Origin of the sequence: Jiangella gansuensis DSM 44835 (assembly GCF_000515395.1) — a bacterium.
In the GTDB taxonomy this organism is placed as follows: Bacteria; Actinomycetota; Actinomycetes; order Jiangellales; family Jiangellaceae; genus Jiangella; species Jiangella gansuensis.
In genome coordinates this window covers 2,271,984-2,294,439 of sequence record NZ_KI911782.1, presented here as the reverse complement: position 1 = coordinate 2,294,439, position 22,456 = coordinate 2,271,984, and the positions used below count along the sequence as shown (strand labels likewise).

Genomic DNA, 22,456 nt, shown 5'->3' with positions numbered 1-22,456 from the left:
CCCAATTGCCCGCGCGATTTCGTCGAATTCCCCATGATCGTCAAGAGTTGATCCGGTCAGGGCCGGGTCAACTCTTGATGATCATGGGCTGGGCCGGTTCCCCCACGGCCACGTCGGTGAGCACCCGGTCCCACGCGGCGACCGTCTCCTCCCAGGTGAACCCGGCGGCGTGCGCGGCGGCAGCGGCTCCCAGGGCGGCGCGCCGGCCGTCGTCGGCGAGCAGCTGCTCGACCGCGTCGGTCAGCTCGTCGAGGTCGTCGACGAGCACGCCGGTCTCGCCGTCGACGATCGACTCGGCCAGGCCGCCGGCCGACCGGTAGCCCAGCGTCGGCACCCGGTGCTGGGCCGCCTCGACGACGGTGAGGCCCCAGCCCTCCTTCACCGACGGCGCCAGCATGAGCCAGCTGCGGGCCAGTTCCTCGTGCTTGGTCCGCTCGTCGACGTACCCGCGGAACTCGGTGATGTCCTCGACGCCGAGTTCGCGGGCCGTCTGGACCAGCCGCCCGGCCCACCAGCCGTCGCCGATCACGCTCACCCGCAGGTCGGGCCGGCGCGGGCGGAGCCTGGCCGCGACGTGCAGGGCGTGTTCGACCCGCTTGTGCGGCACCAGCCGGCCGAGGACGCAGAGGCGGGGCGTGGCCTCTCGACGCGCCGTCGTGGCTGGTGCCGCCGCGGTGCCGTTGTGGACGACGTCCACTCGCCCGGGACCGACCCCGAGCGCGGCCAACTCCGTCCGGGTGACCTCCGAAACGGTGACATAGCGGCTGTTGCGGTAGAGCCGGGGCGCGACCCGCGACTCCAGCCACCACCCGAAGCGGGCGACAGCCGGGCCGTACACGACGCCCCACTGTTCGCGATGGACATGGTGGACGAGCACGACCACCGGACACCGCGCCGCCAGGCGGCTGAAGAACGGGACGCCGTTCTGTACGTCGACGACGACGTCCGGGCGACCCAGCGCCCCGGTGGCGAGCATCCGGACCGCATGGGCGTAGACGGTGAGCTTGCCGCCCCGGCGCACGATCCGGTAGCCGTCGCGCCACTCTTCCCGGGCGGCGCCGCGATACGCCGCGCAGAACAGCGTGACGTCGTGGCCGGCGGCGGCCAGACCTGCGGCGACGGTCTCCACATAGAGCTCCGAGCCGCCGCCTTCGGGGTGTGCGGTGTCACGCCAGTTGAGCATGACGATGCGCAGTCTGGTCACGATCGTGGGTCGCCGGCCGCGTCAGTTGTCGTCGTAGTCGATCAGCTGTTCCTGGCTGGCGTCATCCGCGTCGTCGCCCTGGCTGACGTTCACGGCGGTGACGACGGTGAGTCCGGCGAGCACCACTCCGACAATGGCGGCGACAAGGCCTCCGATATTTCCCATGAACGTCCGAACTCCTCGAGCAACGCGGTAATCACGACACCCGGGAGCGTAACGACCGGCGGCGCCGTAAGAAGGCGTTCCGGACAACATCAGCCGAAGCGGCCACAAGAATGGCCAAAGAGACGATATCGGCGGCAATGACCGGCCCGGACGGCGGAATTCGGGTCCAGGCGCGGGCCGGTTCGGGCAGCCGGTACAGGTCGAGTGTGCCATTCACCTCGACCGGTACGGCGGCGCTCAGGATCGCCGCCGGAACCTCACCGGGGGTGTCGCGTTGGACGGCGATCCAGCCGACACCCGCGGCGGCAAGCTCCGTCAGTCCCTCGGCGGGGTCGGCCAGCTCATCGGGGTCGAGCGCTGCCCCGACCCGGTCGGCCCGGCGGTCCTCCCCCGGCACCACCACGCCGCTCACCGGCAGCGCGTCGGGCACCACCGTCTCGACGCCCAGGTAGCGCGGCGCGGGGTCCAGGACGGTGCGATCGTCGTTCCACGGGAACTTCCGGAACGGCTGGTAGGGCAGCACGACGAGGTCGCCGGCGTCACCGCCGCCCTCACGCAGCGCGGCCCGGACGTCGTCCCAGGCGGCCGGGTAGGTCACCGGCGACAGCCGGCCACCGGCGCCCCAGGCCAGATCCGGCAGCGCCGCCACCGGCAGGACCGCAGCGGCGGCGGTCAGTGCCAGCGCGGACTTACGGCCCGGCATCGCCCCCGCCAGCCGGGCCGCGCCGGCAGCCGCCGCCAGCGCGACCAGCAGCGCGTACCAGGCCAGGAACTTCTGCCCGTCCCGGATCAGCCCACCGCCGGGCACCTCCGCGACCAGCCACTCCACCACTCCCGCGGTCCCGGGCGCGGCGCCGGCGAGGGCGAGGAGCCCGCCGAGCGCCGCCAGCACTCCGACGACCACGACCTCGACCCGGCCGATCCGGCGTCGCAACTCCCCCAGCCCGGCGACCGCCAGCGCCACGACGACGGCGCTCAACACCAGCGCCGAGGCCAGCGCTCGACTGTCCGGGACCACACCGTCGTTCCAGATGCCGCCGAGCGTCAGCAGGCTGCCGAGCAGGCCGGCCGGCGAATCCGGCTGCGACGCGAACGCCGCCACGCCGGCGGGATCGGAGACCGCCGGGTCCGGGCGCAGCACCGACGGCACCACCCACGGCGCCTGCAGGAGAACAACGGCGATACCGACGACGGCTCGGGTGCGACGCCCCTGCCGGCCGCCAGGAGCAAGCGTGAGCGCGCCGAACAGGGCCGCCGCAAGCAGCCCACCGGTGGGAGTCAGCGACGCCAGCCCGACCAGCACCAGGCCGGCCGCCCCCGCGCCACGGCGGCCTCGCCGCACCGCCCGCCCGAGAACGAGCAGCCACGGCAGCGCCGCGTAGGCGATCAGGATCGGCCAGTGCCCGATGACCAGCCGCTCGAACACGTACGCGTTCCACCCGTAGACGGACGCCGCGACGACCCGCGTACCGGTGCCCGCATCAAGCAGCGCCCGGCCGGCGCCGAGCATCGCGCCCAGCAGGATCCCTGCCAGCGCGAGTTTCTGCAGTAACTCCCCGGTGACGACTGAATCGACGATCGCGACGGCGGCGTCCAACGGCACCGCCCGCGGCACCGCGCTGCTCAGCCCCACCGACGACGGCAGCAGCGCCTGGTCCGGCACGGCCACCATGTCGTAGGACAGCACGAACCCGGGAGCGGTCAAGGGCGCCACGATCGCGGTGGTCAGCAGGGCGCACCAGGCCGGAAGCACCCAGCCGCCCGGCCGGGCCCGCCGGTGCCGCGCGGCATGCGGCACCGCCTGCGGGACGCCCACCAGCAGCCCTCCAGCACGATCGCCCGCCACGGCCCGCCGCGAGCATAACCCTCGGCCCCGCCCGCCGGGCCCGCTCCCGCCGATCCGTCCCGTCCGTCGGGCCCCAAATGATCACGTCACGGGCGGCGGGCGCGCAGGAAGGTGGCGGCGCCGGCGGCGGCACCGAACACACCCAGGGCGAGCAGGCCACGCACGACGTTGCGGCCGCCCTCGCCGCTGACCTCCGGCAGCTCGAAGGAGAACGCCGTCCTCAGCGTGGCACCATCGGGCGCACCGTTGACCAGCGGCTCGGTGGTCGCCCGTTCGGCACCGGCTTCGAGCAGCGCGTACCGGGTGCCGAAATCGGCCGCGGTCTCCTGGCCGGCCGCCGCGAGCTGCGACGACCCCTCGGCGGACAACCGCTCGGCCCCGTCGACGAGCTGTGGCGCGCCCTGTGCGGCCTGCCCGAGCCCCTGGTACAGCTGACTGGACCCGTCGGCGGCGTCGTCCAGGCCCTGGGCGAGCACCCCGGCACCGACGGCGGCCTCGTCGGCGCCGTCGGCCAACTGACCCGCACCATCGGCGATCTGCCCGGCACCGTCCGCGGCATCCTCCGCACCGTCGGCCAACTGACCCGCACCATCGGCGATCTGCCCGGCACCGTCCGCGGCATCCTCCGCACCGTCGGCCAACTGACCCGCACCGTCCGCGATCCGCCCCGCACCGTCCGCGGCATCGCGGGCACCCGCGGCCAGCTCGCCCGCCCCGTCGGACAGCCGCAGGTTGCCGTCGTGCAGCTGGTGAGCTCCGTCGGTCAACTGCATCAACCCCGCGACCAGCGCGTCACCGCCGGCGATGATCTGATCGACACCGTCGCTGAGACCGTTGACGCCGCCGCGCAGCGTCTCGTCGGCAGGGATGTCGCCGGGCTCACCGATGCCGCCCTGCACCGAGCCGACGACGCCACGCACCAGCTGGCCGACTCCGTCGTCGAGCAGGTCCAGGCCTTCCAGGAGGCCCGGCTCGTCGGGGCATGCCTCGACGGACTCGCTGGACAGGCCGCACTGCAGTCGCACCAGCCCGGCCAGGACACCTTCACCGCTGGTCAGAGCCGCTTCGAGGCTGTTCAGCCCGCCGTAGAGCGTGTTGCGGTCAAGCGGGTCGTCCGGATTGGCCAGGCTGGTTCGGCCGTCGGCCAACTCGTCGCGGAGCGTCTCGAGCACCGTCAGGGTCAGCTGGTCGACGTCGTACCCGGCCACCGGCCGCGCCAGCCCGAGCAGCGCGGCGTTCTCGCCGTAGCAGGCCGGGTCGAAGTCCTTGGTCCGCTCCTCGAGGATGTCGGTCAGGACGAGCACCGCGCAGCCGATGCGCTGATAGGCGCCCGGTTCCTCGGCGGACTCGTTGTAGACGCCGTCGGCCATCCGTTCGAGGGCGGGAACCGCCTCGGTCCGCAGGCCCTGGCGGATCTGCTCAAGACCGCCCAGCAGCGTCCCCGCCGTCTCGATGTCGCCGATGCCGGCGCGCAGCCGCTCGATTCCCTCCCGCAACGGCCGGGCCTGTTCGGGCAGGCCACCGACGCCGTCGTACATGCGGGTCAGGCCGGCGTCGACGCGGTCCAGGCCGGATCCGACCTGCTCCAGGCCGCCGATCAGCTCCGGCGCGCGGTCGCCGGCGGTCTCCAGACCGTCGGCCAGCCGGCCCGCCCCGTCGGCGGCGTCGCCGGCGCCCTCGGCCAGCTGCGACGCGCCCGGTGCCAGCCGGTTCCGCAGCCCGTCGGCCAACTCGTCACCGCCCGCCGCCAGCTGTGATGCCCCCGGCACGAGCCGCTTGGCCAGCCCGTCCGCGAGCTCAGCGCCACCGGCCGCCAGCCGGTTCGCGCCGGGCGCGAGCTGCCCGCCGACGCCCTGGTAGAGCTGCCGGGCACCGGCGGAGAGCTCCCGCGCACCGGGCGCGAGCTGCCCGCCGAGACCGTCGGCCAGTTCGTGCGCTCCCGGCGCGGCTCGGTCGGCCAGCCCGGTGCTGAGCTCCTGGGCGCCGTTGCGCAACTGGATCAGCCCGCCCAGCAGATCCGCGGCACCGTCGCGCAGCCGCAGCAGGTTCTCGTCGATGGTCTGGGCGCCCTGCGTCAGCGCGATCCCCGACTCGATGCCGCCCTCGTATCCGGCGACGCCGGTGGCGTAGGTCGGGCTGTCCAGCGGCGAGACCGGCAGCGCCGACAGCGTCGCCTCCGGGATGATGCCGTCGGCGATGACGGCGCGGTAACCGAACTCCTGCTCGGCCGAGCCGATGGGCGGGAACAGCGTCAGCGCGTAGGTCAGCCGGGTGCCACCGCGGCCGTCGCCGCCCATGTTCGCTTCGCCCGAGCTGACATCGGTGAACGTCGGCGGCAGCACCGTCGTCATGGTCCCGACCATGGGGACGTGGACCTCTTCCTCCGCGGTGACCATCGTGCCGGTGCCGTCGTCGTACTCGATCTCCCGCGGCTCGCCGGTCTCGTTCACGACGCGATAGCGGACCTCCAACTCGCCGGACTCGCCGACGACGTCCTCGGCGTCGACGACCTCGCCGTCGAGCCGGTACTCGACCGACACGGAGAGCGGCAGGTCGCCGTCGAAATCGGACACCGTCCGCAGCCGCTCCTCGCCGTCGACCTCGAGTTCCACGACCGCGGCGCCGTCCTCGATGTCGGTGCCGCCGAACTCGTCGAGGTCACGCAGCCCGTCGGTGGTGACCGGGTTGCGCAGCTCGACCGTGCCGGTGCCGGTGAGGTCCAGCTGGTCGTAGACGCGGGCGGTGTCGACGCTGCCGTCCGCGTTCAGGTAGACCTGCACGGTCTCGGTGTTGGTGGTGTCGACGTCGGCCGCCGCTGCCGGCCCGGCCAGGAGCAGCGCGGCGGTCGTACCGGCCGCGACCGTGAGTAGACGCCGGCTCATCGCAGTGCCCCGTCCCAGAAGGCGCCGCGGCGGTCCCGCTCGGCGTCGTCGTCGGTGTCGTGGACGCCCACCACCTCGGGTTCGCCCGACTCACCATCGCCGTCGTCGTACGGGTCCGGTCTCCCCTCAGCGCGGTCCTCCTCGATGCGGTTGCCCAGGAAGACGGTGGCGAGGAACCCGAACGCGGCCGCCAGTAGCACCGTCGTCAGCGCGGTCGGCGACGTCTGCACGAACTCCGGCGGCGCCGCCGTGTAGGGCACCTCGTACGCCCCGACGACGGCGGCCGCGCCGATCAGGAACGACCACAGCGGCAACCGGCCCGACGCCAGGAACGCCACGAGCAGGCAGGCCAGGACCACCAGCATCGCCGCCACGCCCCGGCCGGCCGAGGTGTCCGGCAGCCAGGCAGCGCGCAGCGCATAGCCGATCCAGGCGAGCACCGCGCCGGACAGCAACCCCGCCACCCGCTCCAGCGGACTTCGGTCCGGGACGACGCCCGCAGCACCGCCGAGCGCCGCACCGAGGAGGGCGACATGTTCCAGGTCCAGACCGAGCCAGTCGCCTCCCCACACCAGCAAGCCGGTGGCCACGGCCAGGAAGAGGCCAGGCAGGAAGTACCGTCGCATCGTGTCCTCCTGGGCGGTCCACATTGACCGCCGTCGTCGATAGGGAGATTTCCTACCAGTCGGTAACAAGAAGGTCCAGAGATTCCGGTAAGAAATTTGGTCATGCAAGGACCAGATCGGTGATCCGGGCAGTCCGGTCGAACTGTCGTGGCCCGGACAGCGGCCCTGGCACGATGGGCCGTATGCCGCAGCTCGCCCGACGTCTGCTCGGCGCCGGGCTGCGGAGTTCCGCGGGGACGCTGGCCGCCGGCACCAGCCTCGCCAACGCCCTGGGCTACATCCTGACCGTCGTCGCGGCGCGCCGGCTCGGGCCGGACGAGTTCGGCGCGTTCAGCGCTCTGCTGGCCCTCGTCGTGGTCGGCAACGTCGCCGCGCTGGCGGTCCAGGCCACGACGGCGCGCGGGGTGGCCACCGGACGAGCGGTCGCGCCGGTGGTCCGGTCCGGCCTGGTCATGGCGGTGGCGTTGGGTGCCGCGCTGTGCCTGCTCAGTCCGGTCACGAAAGCAGCGCTGCGCCTGGATTCGGTGGTGCCGGCGATCGCCGCGGCGGTCGCGATCGCCGCCCTCGCCGCGACGGCGCCGTCATTCGGCGTGGTGCAGGGCCGGGAGCGGTTCCGGCTGCTGGGCGCACTGGTGACGATCCAGGCGGCGCTGCGGGTCGGCGGCGGGCTGGCCGGCATGGCGCTGCACCCGAGTGCCGCCGCCGCGCTGATCGGGACCGCGGTGGGCTTCGTCCTGGCCGGTGCCGTCGCCTGGACCGCGGCCCGGCCGCCGTTGGTGTCGCCGGATGGCGGGTTCGCCGTGCGAGCGACGTTGTCGTCGGGCGCGATGCTGCTGGGCTTCGTGGTGCTGACCAACATCGACGTCGTGCTGGCCCGGCACGTGCTGCCCGCCGAGGCCAGCGGCCTCTACGCCGCCGGCTCCATCTTCACCAAGATCGCGTTCTGGCTGCCGCAGTTCGTCCCGACGCTCGCGTTTCCCGCCCTGGCGGACCCGGAACGCCGGCGTGGCGCGGTCGCGTTGGGCGTGGCGTCGGTGGCCGGATGTGGCGCCCTCCTGACGGCCCTGAGCTGGCTGTTCGCCGATCCCGGCGTGCACCTGGTGGCCGGCCCCGACTACGGCGACGTGGTCGCCTGGGTGCCCGGGTTCGCGGGCCTGGGCGCCCTGTACGCGCTCGCCCACCTGCTCGTCTACGCCCACCTCGCCCGCGGCGACCGCTGGACCACTGCCGTGCTGTGGACGGTGTTGGCCGGCTACACGCTCACCGTCGAAGTGTGGGCGACCGACCTGGCAGGCGTGCTGGTCCCGGGCCTGGTCGCCGCCGGGCTGGTGGTGCTGTGGAGCCTCGTCCGCGAGCGCGCGCCCGGACGAGCCAGGACGCGCTCTCCCCATGAGCATCGGCATTCGGCTACGTGAGACACGAGGCGTCGCGCCAGGTCGCCGATGATCAAGGTGCGGAGAGCGACGGCCACTGGTCCAAGACGCTGCAGGTCTGAGCGCGCCGGTGCGCTCAGACCTCCGCGAGCCGATCGCACACCGCAGATCTGGCCAGCAGCAGCGCCCGGCCCTGCTGCCGCGCGACGTGGCCATCCGGAACTCAGGTCACCCACCTGGGCACGCGAGGCATCGCAGCCGTGTTCTGACCAGGCAGGACGCGGGCCGGCGCACGCACCAGGACGACAGCCTCTGAGCGCACGGATGCGTTCAGACCTGCACCGCGCCCCGACACACCTGCCCTATCCCACCGGCAGGAGCAACCCTGCACGTCAGTGCCCGCGGCGGCCGAACCAGCGCCGGCCGCTGGACTCGCGCGGCGTCGGCGTGATCGTGTGCGGCGTCTCGGCGTCCGTCGGCGACGGAGAGTCCGTGGGCGACGGCTCCGGCGGGCAGTCCGGATCGGCCGAATCGGTTCCGCTGTCGGATGCGACGGCTGCGCCGGCGGTGTCGGCCTCGTCGGTCTCGCACTCGCCGTCCGGCTCCGTGGGCTCCTCAGTCGGTTCCTCCGTGGGCTCCTCGGTCGGCTCTTCCGTGGGCTCCTCGGTCGGCTCTTCCGTGGGCTCCTCGGTCGGTTCCTCCGTGGGCTCCTCGGTCGGTTCCTCCGTGGGCTCCTCAGTCGGCTCTTCCGTGGGCTCCTCAGTCGGCTCTTCCGTGGGCTCCTCGGTCGGCTCCTCCGTGGGCTCCTCAGTCGGGTCCGGGTCGTCCGTCGGCGGCGTCGTCGGAGGCGTCGTCGGAGGTTCCGTGGGAGGCGTCGGCGGCGGCGTTGTGGGAGGTGTGGTCGGCGGCGGCGTGGGCTGCGGCGGCGTCGACGGGTCCGGGTCGCTCGGCGGCGTGGTCGGCGGGGTCGACGGTGTGGGCGTCGGCGAGCCGGACGGGTTCGGGGCCGTCGGAGAGGCCGGGGGCAGCGGCGCGCCGGCCGGGCCGGGGCCCGGCGTGGTGGTGGCGTAACCACTGCCGTTGTCGTACGACTCGATCCACGACATGACCTTGTCGACGTACGCCGACGACGGGTTGTAGCGGAACAGCGCCGCCCGCAGGCCGGCCTCGGTGGACAGGTCGTGCCCGCCCGCGCACAGGTACTTCGCGGCGGCCAGGGTGGCGTCGAAGAGATTGTGGGGGTCGGCCACGCCGTCACCGTTGCCGTCGACGCCGTACGCCTTCCACGTGCCGGGGATGAACTGCATGGGCCCGACCGCCCGGTCCCACGTGGTGTCGCCGTCCCAGCGGCCGCCGTCGCTGTCGCCGATACTGGCGAACCCGTTGCCGTCCAGGGCCGGGCCGATGATGCGCGGCTGCACCACGCCGGTGGCCGACACCTGGCCGCCGTTGGCGTGGTTGGATTCGACCTTGCCGACGCCGGCGAGGATCTCCCAGCGGATGCCGCAGGCAGGGTTGTCCAACGTCATCTGTGACGCCGCGCTCTGGTACGCCTGGAGCACGAGGCTCGGAATGCCGAGGCCGCTGGCGATGGTGGACGTGAGCGGGTTGGTGACGGCCGGCGACCCGACGACGAACCCCTCGGCCGTCGACTGCTCGTCCATGACCACCGTCACCGACGCCTGACCGTCGAAGGAGTCACCGCCGACGATTGCGTCGCCGCGGTTCGCGAACGCGTCCGAGGTCCCGCCATCGGGGTACTCCGACGACGACACGAGCTCCGTCGGACCTGGTAAGCCGGCTGCACCACCCAGGCACAAGACCCCCGAACATGCCACGGCGGCGCCGGCGGCTCGGAACACAGGTCGCACTGCGGACTCCGTTCTCACGACGTCCCCATGAGCCTCGCATGTGATCGTCCGATCGGTCTACCCCGTGCGGCAAACAGATGACCAACGTGTGGTTTACACGGACGACACCCCGCGCCCGACCACGACCCCGGCCGCGGCGACGGTCAGTGGCCGGCGTCCTGCCACGTGCGCCCCAGGCCGATCGAGACGTCCAGCGGCACCCGCAGCGGGTAGGCCGCCCCCATCTCGCGCCGCACCAGCTCCACCACCTGGTCCTGCTCGCCCGAGGCGACCTCGACCACCAGTTCGTCGTGGACCTGCAGCAGCGTGCGCGAACGCAGCTTCTCGGCCACCAGCGCCCGCTCGACCCGGAGCATGGCGACCTTGATGATGTCGGCCGCGGAGCCCTGGATGGGCGCGTTGAGCGCCATCCGCTCAGCCATCTCGCGCCGCTGGCGATTGTCGCTGGTGAGGTCCGGCAGGTACCGGCGGCGGCCGAGCATGGTCTCGGTCCAGCCGACCATGCGGGCCCGCTCGACGACCTCGCTGAGGTAGTCGCGCACCCCGCCGAAGGTCTCGAAGTACTCGTCCATGAGGGTCTGCGCCTCACCGACCGGGATGTTCAGCTGCCGGGACAGGCCATACGACGACAACCCGTAGGCCAGGCCGTAGTTCATCGCCTTGATCTTGGCACGCTGGGCTCCGGTGACCTCCGCGGCCGGAACGTCGAACACCCGGGACGCGGTGACCGAATGGAAGTCCATGCCCGACGTGAACGCGTCGATGAGCGCTTGGTCGTCGGACAGGTGCGCCATGATGCGCATCTCGATCTGGCTGTAGTCGGCGCTGAGCAGGGTCTCGTAGCCGTCGCCGACGACGAACGCCGCCCGGATGCGCCGGCCCTCGTCGGTACGGATGGGGATGTTCTGCAGGTTCGGGTCGGCCGAAGACAACCGCCCGGTGGCCGCGATGGTCTGCGCGAACGTCGTGTGGATGCGGCCGTCGTCGGAGACGGAGTTCAGCAGCCCTTCGACGGTGACCCGCAGCTTCGACGCGTCGCGATGCCGCAGCAGTGCCTCGAGGAACGGATGCTGCGTCTTCGTGTACAGCTCTGCCAGCGACTCCGCGTCGGTGGTGTAACCGGTCTTGATGCGCTTGGTCTTCGGCAACGCGAGGTCGTCGAAGAGCACGGCCTGCAGCTGCTTCGGCGATCCGAGGTTGACGTCGCGCCGGCCGATGGCGTCGTAGGCGTCGTCGGCGGCCTGCGCGACGCTGGCGCCGAACGACGACTCCAACTCGTGCAGGTGGTCGACGTCGATGCAGATGCCGGCGCGTTCCATGGACGCCAGCACCTCGACCAGCGGCAGCTCGACCTCGTCGAGCAGGGTGCGCCCGCCCTTCTTGTCCAGCTCGGCCTCCAACGCGGTGGCGAGGTCGAGTACGGCGCGGGCGCGGACCGTCTCGTCGGTGCCCAGCTGTTCCTCGTCGCCGCCGTCGAGGGAGAGCTGGACGGCGGCGCCGGAGGTCTCGGCGCGCAGCTCGCGACCCAGGAACCGCAGCACCAGGTCGGCGAGATCGTAGGAACGCTGCCCGGGCAGCGCCAGGAACGCGGTGAGCTGGGTGTCAGCGGAGAGCCCGCGCAGCTGCCAGCCGCGAGCGGCCAGCGCGTGCATGGGGCCCTTGGCGTCGTGCATGACCTTGGGCCGGTCGGGGTCGGCCAGCCAGGCCGCGACGGCGGCGTCGTCCTCGGGCGTCAGGGCGGCGGGCTCGAACCAGCCGCCGGCGCCGTCGGCGGTGGCGACGGCGAGCTCGGTGACCTCGCCGGTGCCGCGGCCCCAGGTGCCCCGGACGGACACGCCGACCCGGCCGGTGCCGAGGTGCTCGGCCAGCCAGCCGGCCACCTCACCGGGCTGCAGGTGGACCGCGTCGATGTCGAAGCCCTCGTCGGCCTCGGGCTGGCCGCCGGGCTCCAGGTACTCGTACAGCCGGTCGCGCAGCACGCGGAACTGCAGGGTGTCGAAGAGTTGGTGCACCTCTTCGCGATCCCACGTCTGCCGGGCCAGCTCGTCCAGATGGACGTCCAGCGGCACGTCGCGAACCAGCTCGGTGAGCTCCCGGTTGGTCATGACCTGGCCGAGATGGGCACGCAACGCGTCGCCGGCCTTGCCCTTGACCTCGTCGGCGCGGGCCACCAGCTGGTCCAGCGAGCCGAACTCGACGACCCACTTGACGGCCGTCTTCTCCCCCACGCTGGGGATGTTGGGCAGGTTGTCCGAGGGGTCGCCGCGCAGCGCCGCGAAATCGGGATACTGCGCCGGCGTCAGGCCGTACTTCTCCCGCACCGCCTCCGGGGTCATGCGGGACAGGTCGGACACGCCGCGGCGGGGGTAGAGAACGGTGACGCGGTCGCTGACGAGCTGGAAGGCGTCACGGTCGCCGGTGCAGATGGAGACGTCGATGCCGTCGCGCTCGGCCATCGTGGCCAGCGTGGCGATGACGTCGTCGGCCTCGAACCCCTCCTTCTGCACGTACGGGATGCGCAGCGCCGTCAGCACTTCCTTGACCAGGTCGAGCTGGCCGCTGAACTCCTCCGGCGACTTGCTGCGGTTGGCCTTGTACTCGGGGAACGTCTCGCTGCGGAACGTCTTGCGCGACACGTCGAACGCCACGGCTACGTGCGTGGGCTGCTCGTCGCGCAGCACGTTGATGAGCATGGACGTGAAGCCGTACACGCCCTCGGTGTGCTGACCGGTGGTGGTGACCAGGTTCGCGTCTTTCAGCGCGTAGAACGCCCGGTAGGCCAGCGAGTGACCGTCGAGGAGCAAGAGGCGGGAGGGATTAGCAGCTTCGACCACGCGGCAACACTAGTCGCCGGGTCCGACATTGTCTCAGGGGTCGGCCCGGTCAGCCGTGCCGCGGCCACGAGCCTCGCCGCGATATCGTCAGCAGCCATGACCGAACAGGCGCGTGACGCCACTGCGGACGACGGTGGCCGGCTCGACCTGGCGAACCTGCCGAAGGCGCCACTGGACGCGACCCTGGGCATCGAGTACCTCGAGGCCGGCCCGGAGCGCGTAGTGGCGCGGATGCCGGTCGAGGGCAACACCCAGCCGTTCGGGCTGTTGCACGGTGGCGCGTCGTGTGTGCTGGCCGAAAGTGTCGGCTCGGTCGCTGCCACCTTATACGCCCAACCGGACCGCTACGCCGTCGGCGTCGACATCAACGCCACGCACCACCGCGGCGTCCGCGAGGGCCATGTCACGGCCGTGGCCACTCCCGCCCACCTCGGCCGCGGCTCGGCGAGCTACGAGATCGTCATCACCGACGACACCGGCCGGCGCGTGTGCACGGCGCGGCTCACCTGCTTCCTGGTGCCCAGCGACGCGAAGCGCTGAGGAGCACATGTTCCCCGGTTTCGGAACGGTCCTGAACGTCGTCACGGTCGTCGCCGGTTCCTCCGTCGGGCTGCTCGTCGGCCACCGGCTGCCGCAGCGCACGCGTGACGTGGTCACCGACGCTCTGGGGCTGGTCACGCTGCTGATCGCGGCCACGTCGGCGGCCGCCGTGCTGGACTCCGGGTTCGCCGCGCAGGTGGGCGACTCCGCGACGGTGCTCATCGTGCTGGGCGCGCTGCTCATCGGCGGCATCGCCGGGTCGCTGCTGCGGGTCGAGGCCCGGCTGGAAGGCGTCGGTTCCGGGCTGCAACGGCGGCTGTCCCGCGACGGCGGCGGCGAGGCGCGACGCCGCTTCGTCGAGGGCTTCGTCACCACGTCCTTACTGTTCTGTGTGGGTCCGCTGACGATCCTGGGCTCGTTGTCCGACGGCATGGGCCTCGGCTACGACCAACTGGCGCTGAAGGCCACCATGGACGGGTTCGCCGCGGTCGCGTTCGCGGCGTCGCTGGGGTGGGGCGTCATGGCGTCAGCGCTCGCGGTCGCCGTCGTCCAGGGAACGCTCACCGTCGTCGGGGTGATCGCCGGGAGTCTGCTCGGTGACGCCTACGTGGCCGCGATCACCGCCACGGGCGGGCTGTTGCTCGTCGGGGTGGCGCTGCGGCTGCTGCGCATGAAGCCGCTCCCCGTCGGCGACCTGCTGCCGGCGCTCGTGATCGCCCCGGTGCTCGTCAGCATTGTCGCGGCAATTAGGTCCTGACCGGCGACAATGGCCGAACGTTACCAACTGGTATCGGTCCGGGAACGGGGCAGTTGTAGGGGGAAAGACGTCCCGGAAGAGAGTTATGCTCCGGCATCGGACGTCTGACGGTCGACCGTCGATCCGGAGCGTGCACGACACACACGTCTGCGGTCAGCGGCCCTGGAGCTGGAGGTACACCACACGTGCAGAAGCTGACCAGATATCTGGGGGCGCTTCTCGCTGTCCTGGCCACCGTCCTGGCCGCCGCACCAGCGGTCAGTGCCCAGGGCACCGGCGAGACGATCCACGGCACCCTGGAGCACCAGGACGCGCCGGTCGCCGGGGTCACCATCACGGTCACCTCGGCCGACGGCGAAGAGATCGGCACGGCGCAGACAGCGGCCGACGGCACCTGGGAGGTCCCGGTGCCCGGCCCGGGCGAATACACCGTCGTGCTGGACAGCGCGACGCTGCCGTCCACCGCGCCGGGTGTCGTGCGCGACACGCTCGAGACCACCGTCAATCCGCAGCAGCGCAAGGTGATCCTGTTTCGCGTCGGCACCCCCGAGGGTCCGGGAACGGAACCCTCACCAGGTGAGACGTCCGCGCCCACCGAGGGGGAGCCCGAAGGTCCGGGCACCGGCGCCGAGTCCGGCAGCGCGGAGTCCGAGGCCGGTGAGGACGTCGTCGTCACCTCCGGCAACAACCAGCTGTTGCAGCTGTTCATCAGCGGACTGCGGTTCGGGTTGATCCTCGGGCTGGCCGGGCTGGGCCTGTCGCTGGTCTTCGGCACCACCGGGTTGACCAACTTCGCGCACGGCGAGCTCATCGTCTTCGGCGCGGTGGCGGCCCTGCTGCTGAACCAGGCCGGCGTCCCGGTCCTGTTCGCGGCCATCCTGGCCACGCTGCTCAGCGCCGTGTTCGGCTGGGGTCAGGATCGCGGGTTCTGGAGACCGCTACGCAAGAAGCCGACCGGGCTGATCGCGCTCATGATCATCTCGATCGGCGTGTCGCTGTTCCTGAGGTACTTGACGCAGTTCATCATCGGCGGCGGCCGCGAGACGTACGACCAATACACCTACCAGAGCCCGATCTCCGTCGGTCCGGTCAGCATCACCGTTCGCGACCTGGTCATCATGGGCATCTGTGTGGTGCTGCTGGCGGCGGTGGCGCTCGCGCTCACCCGCACCCGCCTCGGCAAGGCCACCCGGGCGGTCGCGGACAACCCCGCGCTGGCCGCGGCGTCGGGCATCAACGTCGACCGGGTCATCACCGTGGTGTGGACCACCGGCACCGCCCTCGCCGGGCTCGCCGGCGTCTTCTTCGGCATGATCCAGGGCGTCGACTATCTCATGGGCATGCGCATCCTGCTGCTGGTGTTCGCCGCGACGATCCTGGGCGGCCTCGGCACGGCATGGGGCGCGATGATCGGCGCGCTGATCGTCGGCATCTTCATCGAGGTCTCCGCGTACGTCGTCCCATCGGAACTCAAGACGGCCGGTGTGCTGGTCGTGCTCATCCTGATCCTGCTCGTGCGGCCCCAGGGCATCCTGGGCCGGCGAGAGCGGATCGGCTGAGGCGAAGGGAGCAACGACCATGGACTGGGGTTCCATCTTCGAGCTGTCGATCCGCGAGCTGATCGGCGTCCAGGCGATCGTCTTCGCGCTCGCCGCCATCGGCATCAACGTGCAGTTCGGCTACACCGGGCTGCTCAACTTCGGCCAGGCGGCGTTCGCCGCGGTCGGCGGGTACGGCGTCGCCGTCCTCGTCACCACCTACAACCAGTCGTTCTGGCTGGGCATCGCCGTCTCCATCGTCGCGGCCATCGTGCTCGCACTGCTGCTGGGCGTGCCGACACTGCGGCTGCGCGCGGACTACCTGGCCATCGTGACCATCGCCGCGTCGGAGATCGTGCGACTGGTCGGCCGGTCGGCGTGGGGGCGCGACGTGTTCGGCGGTTCCGACGGCATCACCGGCTTCAGCACCACGTTCTACGACCTCAACCCGTACACGGAGCCGTTCGAGCTCGGTCCGTTCGAGTTCCGCGAGCGCATCCTGTGGGTGATGACCGTCGGCTGGGGCCTGGTGGCGCTGTGCACCCTCGTCGTGTGGCTGCTCATGCGCAGCCCGTGGGGCCGGGTGCTCAAGGCCATCCGCGAGGACGAGGACGCCGTGCGCAGCCTCGGCAAGAACGTGTACTCGTACAAGATGCAGTCGCTGGTCCTGGGTGGCGTGATCGGCGCGCTCGCCGGCATCGTCTACTCGATGTTCCAGGGCGCCATGCAACCGGACGTGTACGCCACCAACTTCACCTTCTTCGCCTACGCCATCCTGATCCTCGGTGGCGCGGCGACGGTGTTCGGACCGGTGCTGGGTGCGGCGATCGTCTGGTTCGCCTTCCAGTTCATCGACCTGACGCTGCGGGCAGGCATCAGCAACGACTACATCCCCACCTGGCTGATGACGCAAAACGACACCGGCGCCGTACGATTCATGTTGACCGGTGTCGTCTTGGTGCTGTTGCTCGTGTTCCGCCCGCAAGGCATCCTCGGCGACCGGAGGGAGATCGCGCTCGATGCCCGATGACACTGTGGGAGCCGTGACGGCTCGGCGCGAAGAGGCGCTGGCCGCCTTCGCCGGCGTGCCGCACGAGCCCGGAGCCAAGAAGGCCGATCCCATCCTGGTGGCCGACGACGTCAAACGTCAGTTCGGCGGTCTGCTGGCCGTCGACGTCGAGCACGTCGAAGTCCAACGCGGGTCCATCACCGCGCTGATCGGGCCCAACGGCGCCGGCAAGACGACGTTCTTCAACCTGTTGACCGGCTTCGACCGGGCCAATCACGGCTCGTGGTCGTTCAACGGCCGGTCACTGCACGGCATGCCCCCGTACCGGGTGGCCCGCGCCGGCATGGTCCGCACGTTCCAGCTGACCAAAGCACTGTCCAAGCTCACGGTCATCGAGAACATGCGGCTGGGCGCCACCGGGCAGCGCGGCGAGAGCTTCTGGCGGGCCATGATCCCGGCCCTGTGGCGCGGCCAGGAGGAGGACATCACCGAGCGCGCCGAGGAGCTGCTGCGGCGGTTCAAGCTCGACACCAAGCGCGACGACTTCGCCGGCTCGCTCTCCGGCGGTCAGCGCAAGCTGCTGGAAATGGCCCGCGCCCTGATGGTCGAGCCGGAGCTGGTGATGCTCGACGAGCCCATGGCCGGGGTCAACCCCGCGCTCACCCAGTCGCTGCTCGAACACGTGAAGGACCTGCGAGAGCAGGGCATGACGGTGCTGTTCGTCGAGCACGACATGGACATGGTCCGCGACATCGCCGACTGGGTCATCGTCATGGGCCAGGGCAAGGTCCTGGCCGAGGGCCCGCCGGACTCCGTCATGTCCAACCACAAGGTCATCGACGCCTACCTCGGCGCCCACCACGACCAGTCCCTGGCCGAGCTGGAGCAGGAGTTCGAGACCGGCTCGCTGGAGGCGGAGGTCACGGCGGAGCTCGGCCAGCCGGCGGCCACGGCCGGCGGCGAGACGCCGGCGGCGACGGGTGACACCACACCCACAGCGACGACGGGCGACGACAAGGGCGGACGATGAGAGACACCACGGGACAGGCCGACGACCGCTCGGCCCACATCGAAGGCGCCGAGGGCGCGGTGCTGCGTGCCGACGAGATCGTCGCCTCGTATGTCGAGGGTGTCAACATCCTCACCGGCTGCGATCTCTACTGCAAGCCGGGCGAGATCGTCGGCATCATCGGCCCCAACGGGGCCGGCAAGTCCACGCTGCTCAAGGCGCTCTTCGGGCTGGTGAAGGTCCGTCAGGGCACGGTCCAGCTGCACGGTGAGGACATCACCAACAAGCCGGCCAACGAGCTCGTCTCCCGCGGCGTCAGCTTCGTGCCGCAGACCAACAACGTGTTCCCCGGCCTGACGGTCGAGGAGAACCTGGAGATGGGTCTCTACCAGGCGCCGAAGCGGTTCCCCGAGCGGTTCGCGTTCGTCACCGACCTCTTCCCCGCCCTGGGCGACCGCCGCAAGCAGCGGGCGGGGTCGCTGTCCGGCGGCGAGCGGCAGATGGTCGCCATGGGCCGCGCCCTGATGGCCGACCCGAGCGTCATCCTGCTGGACGAGCCGTCCGCGGGCCTCTCCCCCGTCCTGCAGGACGAGGTGTTCATCCGCACCCGCGAGATCAACAAGGCCGGCGTGTCCGTGGTCATGGTCGAGCAGAACGCCCGCCGCTGCCTGCAGATCTGCCACCGCGGCTACGTGCTCGACCAGGGCCGCAACGCGTACACCGGCACCGGCCGCGAGCTCATCAACGACCCCAAGGTCATCGAGCTCTACCTGGGCTCACTCGCCCGCGCCTGACGGGCCCAGCCGGCTCCGACCCGTTGATCATCGGCCATCGGCCCCGCACTGGCGGGTCGATGGCCGATGTTCATGGGCCAAGGACGTGCGCAACGTGCGAGAGCCCCGCCGGGTCCGGCCCGGCGGGGCTCTCAGCTGATGCGCGTCAGAACACGGTCACTCCGTGGTCATGGTCCGCTCGACGTACTCGACGGGCGTGGTGTTGTTGTCGGGACCGTACTGGAAGACGCCGATGGTGGCCGTCTCCGGGTCGCCGGCGTCGGTGAACTCGATCGGGCCGGAGACACCGTTGTAGTCGATGTCCTCACCGTCCTCGATCAGCCCGGCGCACTCCTCGAACGTGGTGCACTCGGTGCCCTCGCGGGACACGTCGACGAGGTTGTCGGCGATGTCGCGGCTCTCGACCGAACCAGCCTGCAGGGCGGCCAGCGCCAGCAGCATGGCCGCGTCGTACGACTCCGCGCTGTAGTTGAAGTCGACGAGCTCGGGGTCGACCTCGAGCAGGCGCTCGCGGAACTCCTCGCCGATCTCGGCGCCCGGCTGCGTGCCCTTGTTGCCTTCGAGCAGGCCGGCCGGCAGCTGGTCACCCCAGTTGGAGGTGTTGCCGTCGACGAAGTACACCGGCACCGTCTGCGGGCCGATGCCCTGCGTGACGAGCTCCGGGATGATGGTGACCGTCTCCTCGAACCCGATCAGCGCGATGGCGTCGGGCTGGGCCGCGGCGACCTGGCTGACCTCGGAGGTGTAGTTCGACGCCTGCGGGTCGTAGACGACCTGCGTGGCGATGGTGCCACCGCCGCTCTCGATGGTCTCGGTGAGGTACTGGGCCAGGCCGTTGCCGTACGCGTCGTCGAGGTTCATGATCGCGACGTTCGCGTGCCCGTCGCCGAGGATCGTGTCGCCGAGCACCTGGCCCTGCAGCACGTCGGACGGCGCGGTCCGGAAGTAGAGACCGTCGTCCTCGTAGGTGGTGAAGTCCGGCGAGGTGTTGGCCGGCGAGAACATGATGGTCTCGTCCTGCACGATGCGGTCGAGCACCGTGAACGACACACCCGACGAGGCGGCGCCGATGATGGCGGCCACACCTTCGTTGAGCAGGGAGTCCGTCGACTGCTGGGTGACGGCGGAGTTGCTGGCGTCGCTGGAGTCGGTGTGCGTCACCTCGACGTCGTGGCCGAGGACGCCACCGGCGGCGTTGATCTCTTCGATGGCGAGGTCGACGCCGGCGAACTCCGGCGGACCGAGGAATGCGAGGTTACCGGTCTGCGGCAGGAGCGTGCCGAGCCGCAACGGCTCGTCGCTGGCCGGAGCGTCGCCGCCGGCGGTCCCACCGTCCGAAGGCTCGTCGTCGTCGCCGCCGCAGGCGGCCAGCACAAGCGAGGCCACCCCGGCGACGGCCAACGACCGCCACAGTCGCGATGTGCGGGTCATGAGAATTCTCCTTCGCCGAGCCGGCCACCAGGATGAGGTGCCGGTTGGATGCGATGATTCCCGAAACTTATGCCGTGCAATGACCTAAACGTAGTGGTCGTGGCCAACCAGGATCATCTTGTTAGGACACTGTGACCTAGGAAGTGCGGTGTCATCGCAGTGTGCGTGGCGAGCGCGGTCAGCGGATGCTCAGGTCGGTCCAGACCGCCGCGTGGTCGGAGTAGAAGGTGCCCGACTGGTGGTTCGACAGTTGGGTGTCGACCACGTCACCGCCGCGCACGGTCACGTCGCCCTTGGCGAAGATCATGTCGATGCGCTGCGGCGTGATGAGCCGCTCGGTGGGCAGCGGACTCCAGGTGCGGCCCTCGACGGCAGCGTCCGGGTGGGCCGCACGGAATGTGTCGACGAATCCGGCGTCGGTCAGCACGCGGGTTGCGGTGAGGCCGTAGCTCATGCCGAAGTGGTTCGGCTTGCCGGCATTCGCGGCGGTCCAGTCGGCCGCCGGTAGAGTGTTGAAGTCGCCCCCGATCACGAGCGGCACCTGATCGTCGCCGACCATCGCCGGCAGGTGGTATCGCACGACCTCCTCCACATGCGCGGTCTGCCGGCTCCCGGCGGCGACGACGTCCGCCTGCGAGTGGCGCGGCGTCAGGCCGGCGCGGATGGCAGCCGCGTTCTCGTCGATCAGGTAGCCGTCCCACGGGTTGGTGTAGTTGCACCAGAGCACGAAGGCGTCCAACTGGCGCCGGTTGGGCAGCCGCAGCCGGACGCCGCCGAGGTTGAAGTCCGTGACGTGAGTGCCGCCGGCCGGCCGCGGATGTACTCGGTCCACGGGCAGGTGTGTGAAGATCCACAGGTTGTCGTCGCCGGCCGGACGGTCCGTGATCTTGATGCCGGTGTACTGTCCGTTGCCTGCTCGTCGGGACAGTTCACGACGGATCCGGTCGCCGGCTCCATAGGTCTCCACCGCCAGATAGACGTCCGGGCGCAACGCCACCAGCTGATCCAGCAGCAGCGGCAGATTCTCCGGGGAGACGCCAGTGCCACCGCGGTAGATGTTCCAGGTCAGCACTCGTATCGTGCCGCGCCGGGGCCGCTGCGGGGCCGGCGCGGCAGCAGCGTGCGCCGGGTCAGCCGCGAACGCGGTGGACGGGGCCATGGCCGCGGCGGCGCCGACCGCGCTCGCCGCCGCGGCCACGGTACCGGAGCGGAGGACGGTTCGGCGGCTGAGTTCGGGCATGGTCAACCTCTCTCGTCGGCGTGACTGCGTTGAGAGTGGTCGCACGGCGCGGCATGAGTCAACGGGCGACAGAGAACCGACGCCCGGTTGTCGCGCCCTGCTCACCTGCCGTTTCCGAGCGGTCAGGCCCCTGTCCGGCGGCGTCAGTCGTCGCGGTGAACCGGCCGCCACCGGCCGTCGCGCAGGACGCTGAACGTCACGGTGCCGTCGACCCGGTCGCCGAAATCGTCGAACGCCACCTCACCGGTCACGCCGGCGAAGTCGAGTTGGGCCATTTCACCGACGCAGCCGCGCCGCGCCGACGACGCCGAACTGGCCGGCGGCAGGCACCGATCGAGGACGATCCCGACCACGGTGCCGGCGTCGTAGGCCGCCGCCCCGAACTCACCCGGGTCGGTACCGGTGGACGCGTTCGACGGCAGTGGCGCATCGGCCGTCGCCTGCAGGTCCGCCGCGGTGGCGGTGATGGCGCCGTCGCGGAGACCGTCCGGCACGCCGGTGTTGTCGTCCGACCCGTTCGTGTCGTCGTCGGAGGCGTTCGCCGGGTCGAAAGCCGCTGCGCCTAGGAGGGCGGCGTCCAGGCCGGCCGCACGCACGGCCCGCGCGGTTCGTGTCGCCGCCTCCGGGGTGCCGGCGACGAAGACGGCTCCCGCCCCGCCCTCCTCCGCTGCGGCCACCACGGCATCGATCTGGGCGGCCGTGCCGCGTGCGACCACCTCGCCGTCGGCGGCCTCCACGGCCTTGGTGAACGCCGTCACCTCGGCCGGGTCTCCCCCGTCGACGACGGCGACCGACTTCGTTCCCAGCGCGCCGACGGCATAGCGGCCGAGCGCCGCCGCCGGAGGCTCGTCGCCGACCGCGGTCCGGAAGTAGGAACGGTAGGGCCGAAGCGGCGCGCTCGGGTTCGCCCCGCGGGTGTGCACCGGGTCGGTGTCGGCCGGCGACACGAACACCACCTCGGCGCTGTCGAGGACCGGCTGCACGGCGCGCACGGCACCGGTGGTCAGCCCGCCGATCACCGCGACCAGGTCGCCGCCGGCGAGTTCCTCGATCGCGGTGGTGAGCTCCTCGCGGTCGTCGCTCTCATCGACGGCGACGACGTCGACCGTCCAGCCGCCGATGTCGCCGGCCCGCTCCGCTACCGCGGCCTCCACCGCGGCCAGGACGCCGGCGCCGTCGGCCTGCTGCCAGCCCGACTCCGGGACCAGGACGGCGACGGTGGCTGTCTGCTCGCCGGCGTCGTCGTCGCCGAGCGCGCTCACCATGCCGCAGGACGCCAGCAGCGTGGCCGACGCCGTCAGCGCGGCCCACCCCGCGCTACGACGCACCATGCGCAT

At 71.3% G+C, this 22,456-nt stretch carries 17 protein-coding genes; 7 read left to right on the top strand and 10 right to left on the bottom strand.

Going from position 1 to position 22,456, the window contains the following annotated elements:
- Window positions 1–67: 67 nt before the first annotated feature.
- From JIAGA_RS0111040 to JIAGA_RS29090, 5 genes are all read right to left on the bottom strand, one after another.
- Window positions 68–1,204 (bottom strand): glycosyltransferase family 4 protein, encoded by a 1,137-nt coding sequence (locus JIAGA_RS0111040; protein ID WP_211239609.1) that lies wholly within the window; start codon window positions 1,202–1,204, stop codon window positions 68–70.
- 21 nt (window positions 1,205–1,225) lie between these two features.
- Complete coding sequence (locus tag JIAGA_RS34495; RefSeq protein ID WP_157552997.1) at window positions 1,226–1,369, bottom strand: hypothetical protein; 144 nt, start codon at window positions 1,367–1,369, stop codon at window positions 1,226–1,228.
- 31 nt (window positions 1,370–1,400) lie between these two features.
- Window positions 1,401–3,215, bottom strand: a complete 1,815-nt coding sequence (locus tag JIAGA_RS29100; protein ID WP_157552994.1) for an MmpA family trehalose lipid delivery protein — start codon at window positions 3,213–3,215, stop codon at window positions 1,401–1,403.
- An 86-nt stretch (window positions 3,216–3,301) separates the two neighbouring features.
- Window positions 3,302–6,097 (bottom strand): YhgE/Pip domain-containing protein, encoded by a 2,796-nt coding sequence (locus tag JIAGA_RS29095; protein ID WP_051425966.1) that lies wholly within the window; start codon window positions 6,095–6,097, stop codon window positions 3,302–3,304.
- On the bottom strand, window positions 6,094–6,723 hold the full coding sequence (locus tag JIAGA_RS29090) for a hypothetical protein (RefSeq protein ID WP_157552991.1): 630 nt from the start codon (window positions 6,721–6,723) through the stop codon (window positions 6,094–6,096). Before JIAGA_RS29090 ends, JIAGA_RS29095 begins: the two co-directional genes overlap by 4 nt.
- A gap of 182 nt (window positions 6,724–6,905) precedes the next feature.
- Here JIAGA_RS29090 and JIAGA_RS0111015 point away from each other — a divergent pair, with 182 nt between their 5' ends.
- A complete protein-coding gene (locus JIAGA_RS0111015; protein WP_026875699.1) occupies window positions 6,906–8,138 on the top strand; it encodes an MATE family efflux transporter in 1,233 nt (410 codons plus the stop codon).
- 350 nt (window positions 8,139–8,488) lie between these two features.
- On the opposite strand, the gene JIAGA_RS29085 is transcribed toward JIAGA_RS0111015, so the two are convergent.
- Together JIAGA_RS29085 and polA are read right to left on the bottom strand one after the other, a co-directional pair.
- The gene (locus JIAGA_RS29085) at window positions 8,489–9,871 is read right to left on the bottom strand and encodes a lytic transglycosylase domain-containing protein (RefSeq protein ID WP_051425964.1); all 1,383 of its coding nucleotides are present in this window, start codon (window positions 9,869–9,871) and stop codon (window positions 8,489–8,491) included.
- A gap of 239 nt (window positions 9,872–10,110) precedes the next feature.
- Entirely contained in the window at window positions 10,111–12,801 is a 2,691-nt protein-coding gene (gene polA, locus JIAGA_RS0111005; RefSeq protein ID WP_026875698.1) for a DNA polymerase I, read from the bottom strand.
- Between the two features lie 96 nt (window positions 12,802–12,897).
- Between polA and JIAGA_RS29080 the strand changes: the two genes are divergently transcribed.
- The 6 genes from JIAGA_RS29080 to JIAGA_RS0110975 all read left to right on the top strand — a co-directional run bounded on the left by JIAGA_RS29080 (window position 12,898) and on the right by JIAGA_RS0110975 (window position 18,448).
- On the top strand, window positions 12,898–13,341 hold the full coding sequence (locus tag JIAGA_RS29080; protein WP_051425962.1) for a PaaI family thioesterase: 444 nt from the start codon (window positions 12,898–12,900) through the stop codon (window positions 13,339–13,341).
- A 7-nt stretch (window positions 13,342–13,348) separates the two neighbouring features.
- On the top strand, window positions 13,349–14,098 hold the full coding sequence (locus tag JIAGA_RS0110995; RefSeq protein ID WP_026875697.1) for a DUF554 domain-containing protein: 750 nt from the start codon (window positions 13,349–13,351) through the stop codon (window positions 14,096–14,098).
- Between the two features lie 185 nt (window positions 14,099–14,283).
- Window positions 14,284–15,657: a branched-chain amino acid ABC transporter permease gene (locus tag JIAGA_RS0110990; RefSeq protein WP_035812413.1), complete on the top strand. Its 1,374-nt coding sequence runs from the start codon at window positions 14,284–14,286 to the stop codon at window positions 15,655–15,657.
- A 19-nt stretch (window positions 15,658–15,676) separates the two neighbouring features.
- The gene (locus tag JIAGA_RS0110985; RefSeq protein ID WP_026875695.1) at window positions 15,677–16,666 is read left to right on the top strand and encodes a branched-chain amino acid ABC transporter permease; all 990 of its coding nucleotides are present in this window, start codon (window positions 15,677–15,679) and stop codon (window positions 16,664–16,666) included.
- Complete coding sequence (locus JIAGA_RS29075; RefSeq protein ID WP_084469615.1) at window positions 16,656–17,675, top strand: ATP-binding cassette domain-containing protein; 1,020 nt, start codon at window positions 16,656–16,658, stop codon at window positions 17,673–17,675. Before JIAGA_RS0110985 ends, JIAGA_RS29075 begins: the two co-directional genes overlap by 11 nt.
- The gene (locus tag JIAGA_RS0110975) at window positions 17,672–18,448 is read left to right on the top strand and encodes an ABC transporter ATP-binding protein (protein ID WP_026875694.1); all 777 of its coding nucleotides are present in this window, start codon (window positions 17,672–17,674) and stop codon (window positions 18,446–18,448) included. Before JIAGA_RS29075 ends, JIAGA_RS0110975 begins: the two co-directional genes overlap by 4 nt.
- A 156-nt stretch (window positions 18,449–18,604) precedes the next feature.
- Here the strand turns inward: JIAGA_RS0110975 and JIAGA_RS0110970 are convergent, their stop codons facing one another.
- From JIAGA_RS0110970 to JIAGA_RS0110960, 3 genes are all read right to left on the bottom strand, one after another.
- Window positions 18,605–19,879 carry an ABC transporter substrate-binding protein gene (locus JIAGA_RS0110970; protein ID WP_026875693.1) on the bottom strand — a complete coding sequence of 425 codons (1,275 nt, stop codon included), beginning with the start codon at window positions 19,877–19,879 and terminating at the stop codon, window positions 18,605–18,607.
- 178 nt (window positions 19,880–20,057) lie between these two features.
- On the bottom strand, window positions 20,058–21,119 hold the full coding sequence (locus JIAGA_RS0110965; protein ID WP_035812411.1) for an endonuclease/exonuclease/phosphatase family protein: 1,062 nt from the start codon (window positions 21,117–21,119) through the stop codon (window positions 20,058–20,060).
- Window positions 21,120–21,262: 143 nt separating this feature from the next.
- Window positions 21,263–22,456 carry an ABC transporter substrate-binding protein gene (locus JIAGA_RS0110960; RefSeq protein WP_026875691.1) on the bottom strand — a complete coding sequence of 398 codons (1,194 nt, stop codon included), beginning with the start codon at window positions 22,454–22,456 and terminating at the stop codon, window positions 21,263–21,265.

Excerpts from the sequence above, each read along its gene's own strand:
- JIAGA_RS34495 (WP_157552997.1), bottom strand. The coding sequence starts at position 1,369 with ATGGGAAATATCGGAGGCCTTGTCGCCGCCATTGTCGGAGTGGTGCTC.
- JIAGA_RS29095 (WP_051425966.1), bottom strand. The coding sequence starts at position 6,097 with ATGAGCCGGCGTCTACTCACGGTCGCGGCCGGTACGACCGCCGCGCTG.
- JIAGA_RS29090 (WP_157552991.1), bottom strand. The coding sequence starts at position 6,723 with ATGCGACGGTACTTCCTGCCTGGCCTCTTCCTGGCCGTGGCCACCGGC.
- JIAGA_RS0111015 (WP_026875699.1), top strand. The coding sequence starts at position 6,906 with ATGCCGCAGCTCGCCCGACGTCTGCTCGGCGCCGGGCTGCGGAGTTCC.
- JIAGA_RS29080 (WP_051425962.1), top strand. The coding sequence starts at position 12,898 with ATGACCGAACAGGCGCGTGACGCCACTGCGGACGACGGTGGCCGGCTC.
- JIAGA_RS0110995 (WP_026875697.1), top strand. The coding sequence starts at position 13,349 with ATGTTCCCCGGTTTCGGAACGGTCCTGAACGTCGTCACGGTCGTCGCC.
- JIAGA_RS0110985 (WP_026875695.1), top strand. The coding sequence starts at position 15,677 with ATGGACTGGGGTTCCATCTTCGAGCTGTCGATCCGCGAGCTGATCGGC.
- JIAGA_RS29075 (WP_084469615.1), top strand. The coding sequence starts at position 16,656 with ATGCCCGATGACACTGTGGGAGCCGTGACGGCTCGGCGCGAAGAGGCG.
- JIAGA_RS0110975 (WP_026875694.1), top strand. The coding sequence starts at position 17,672 with ATGAGAGACACCACGGGACAGGCCGACGACCGCTCGGCCCACATCGAA.
- JIAGA_RS0110970 (WP_026875693.1), bottom strand. The coding sequence starts at position 19,879 with ATGACCCGCACATCGCGACTGTGGCGGTCGTTGGCCGTCGCCGGGGTG.
- JIAGA_RS0110965 (WP_035812411.1), bottom strand. The coding sequence starts at position 21,119 with ATGCCCGAACTCAGCCGCCGAACCGTCCTCCGCTCCGGTACCGTGGCC.
- JIAGA_RS0110960 (WP_026875691.1), bottom strand. The coding sequence starts at position 22,456 with ATGCGCATGGTGCGTCGTAGCGCGGGGTGGGCCGCGCTGACGGCGTCG.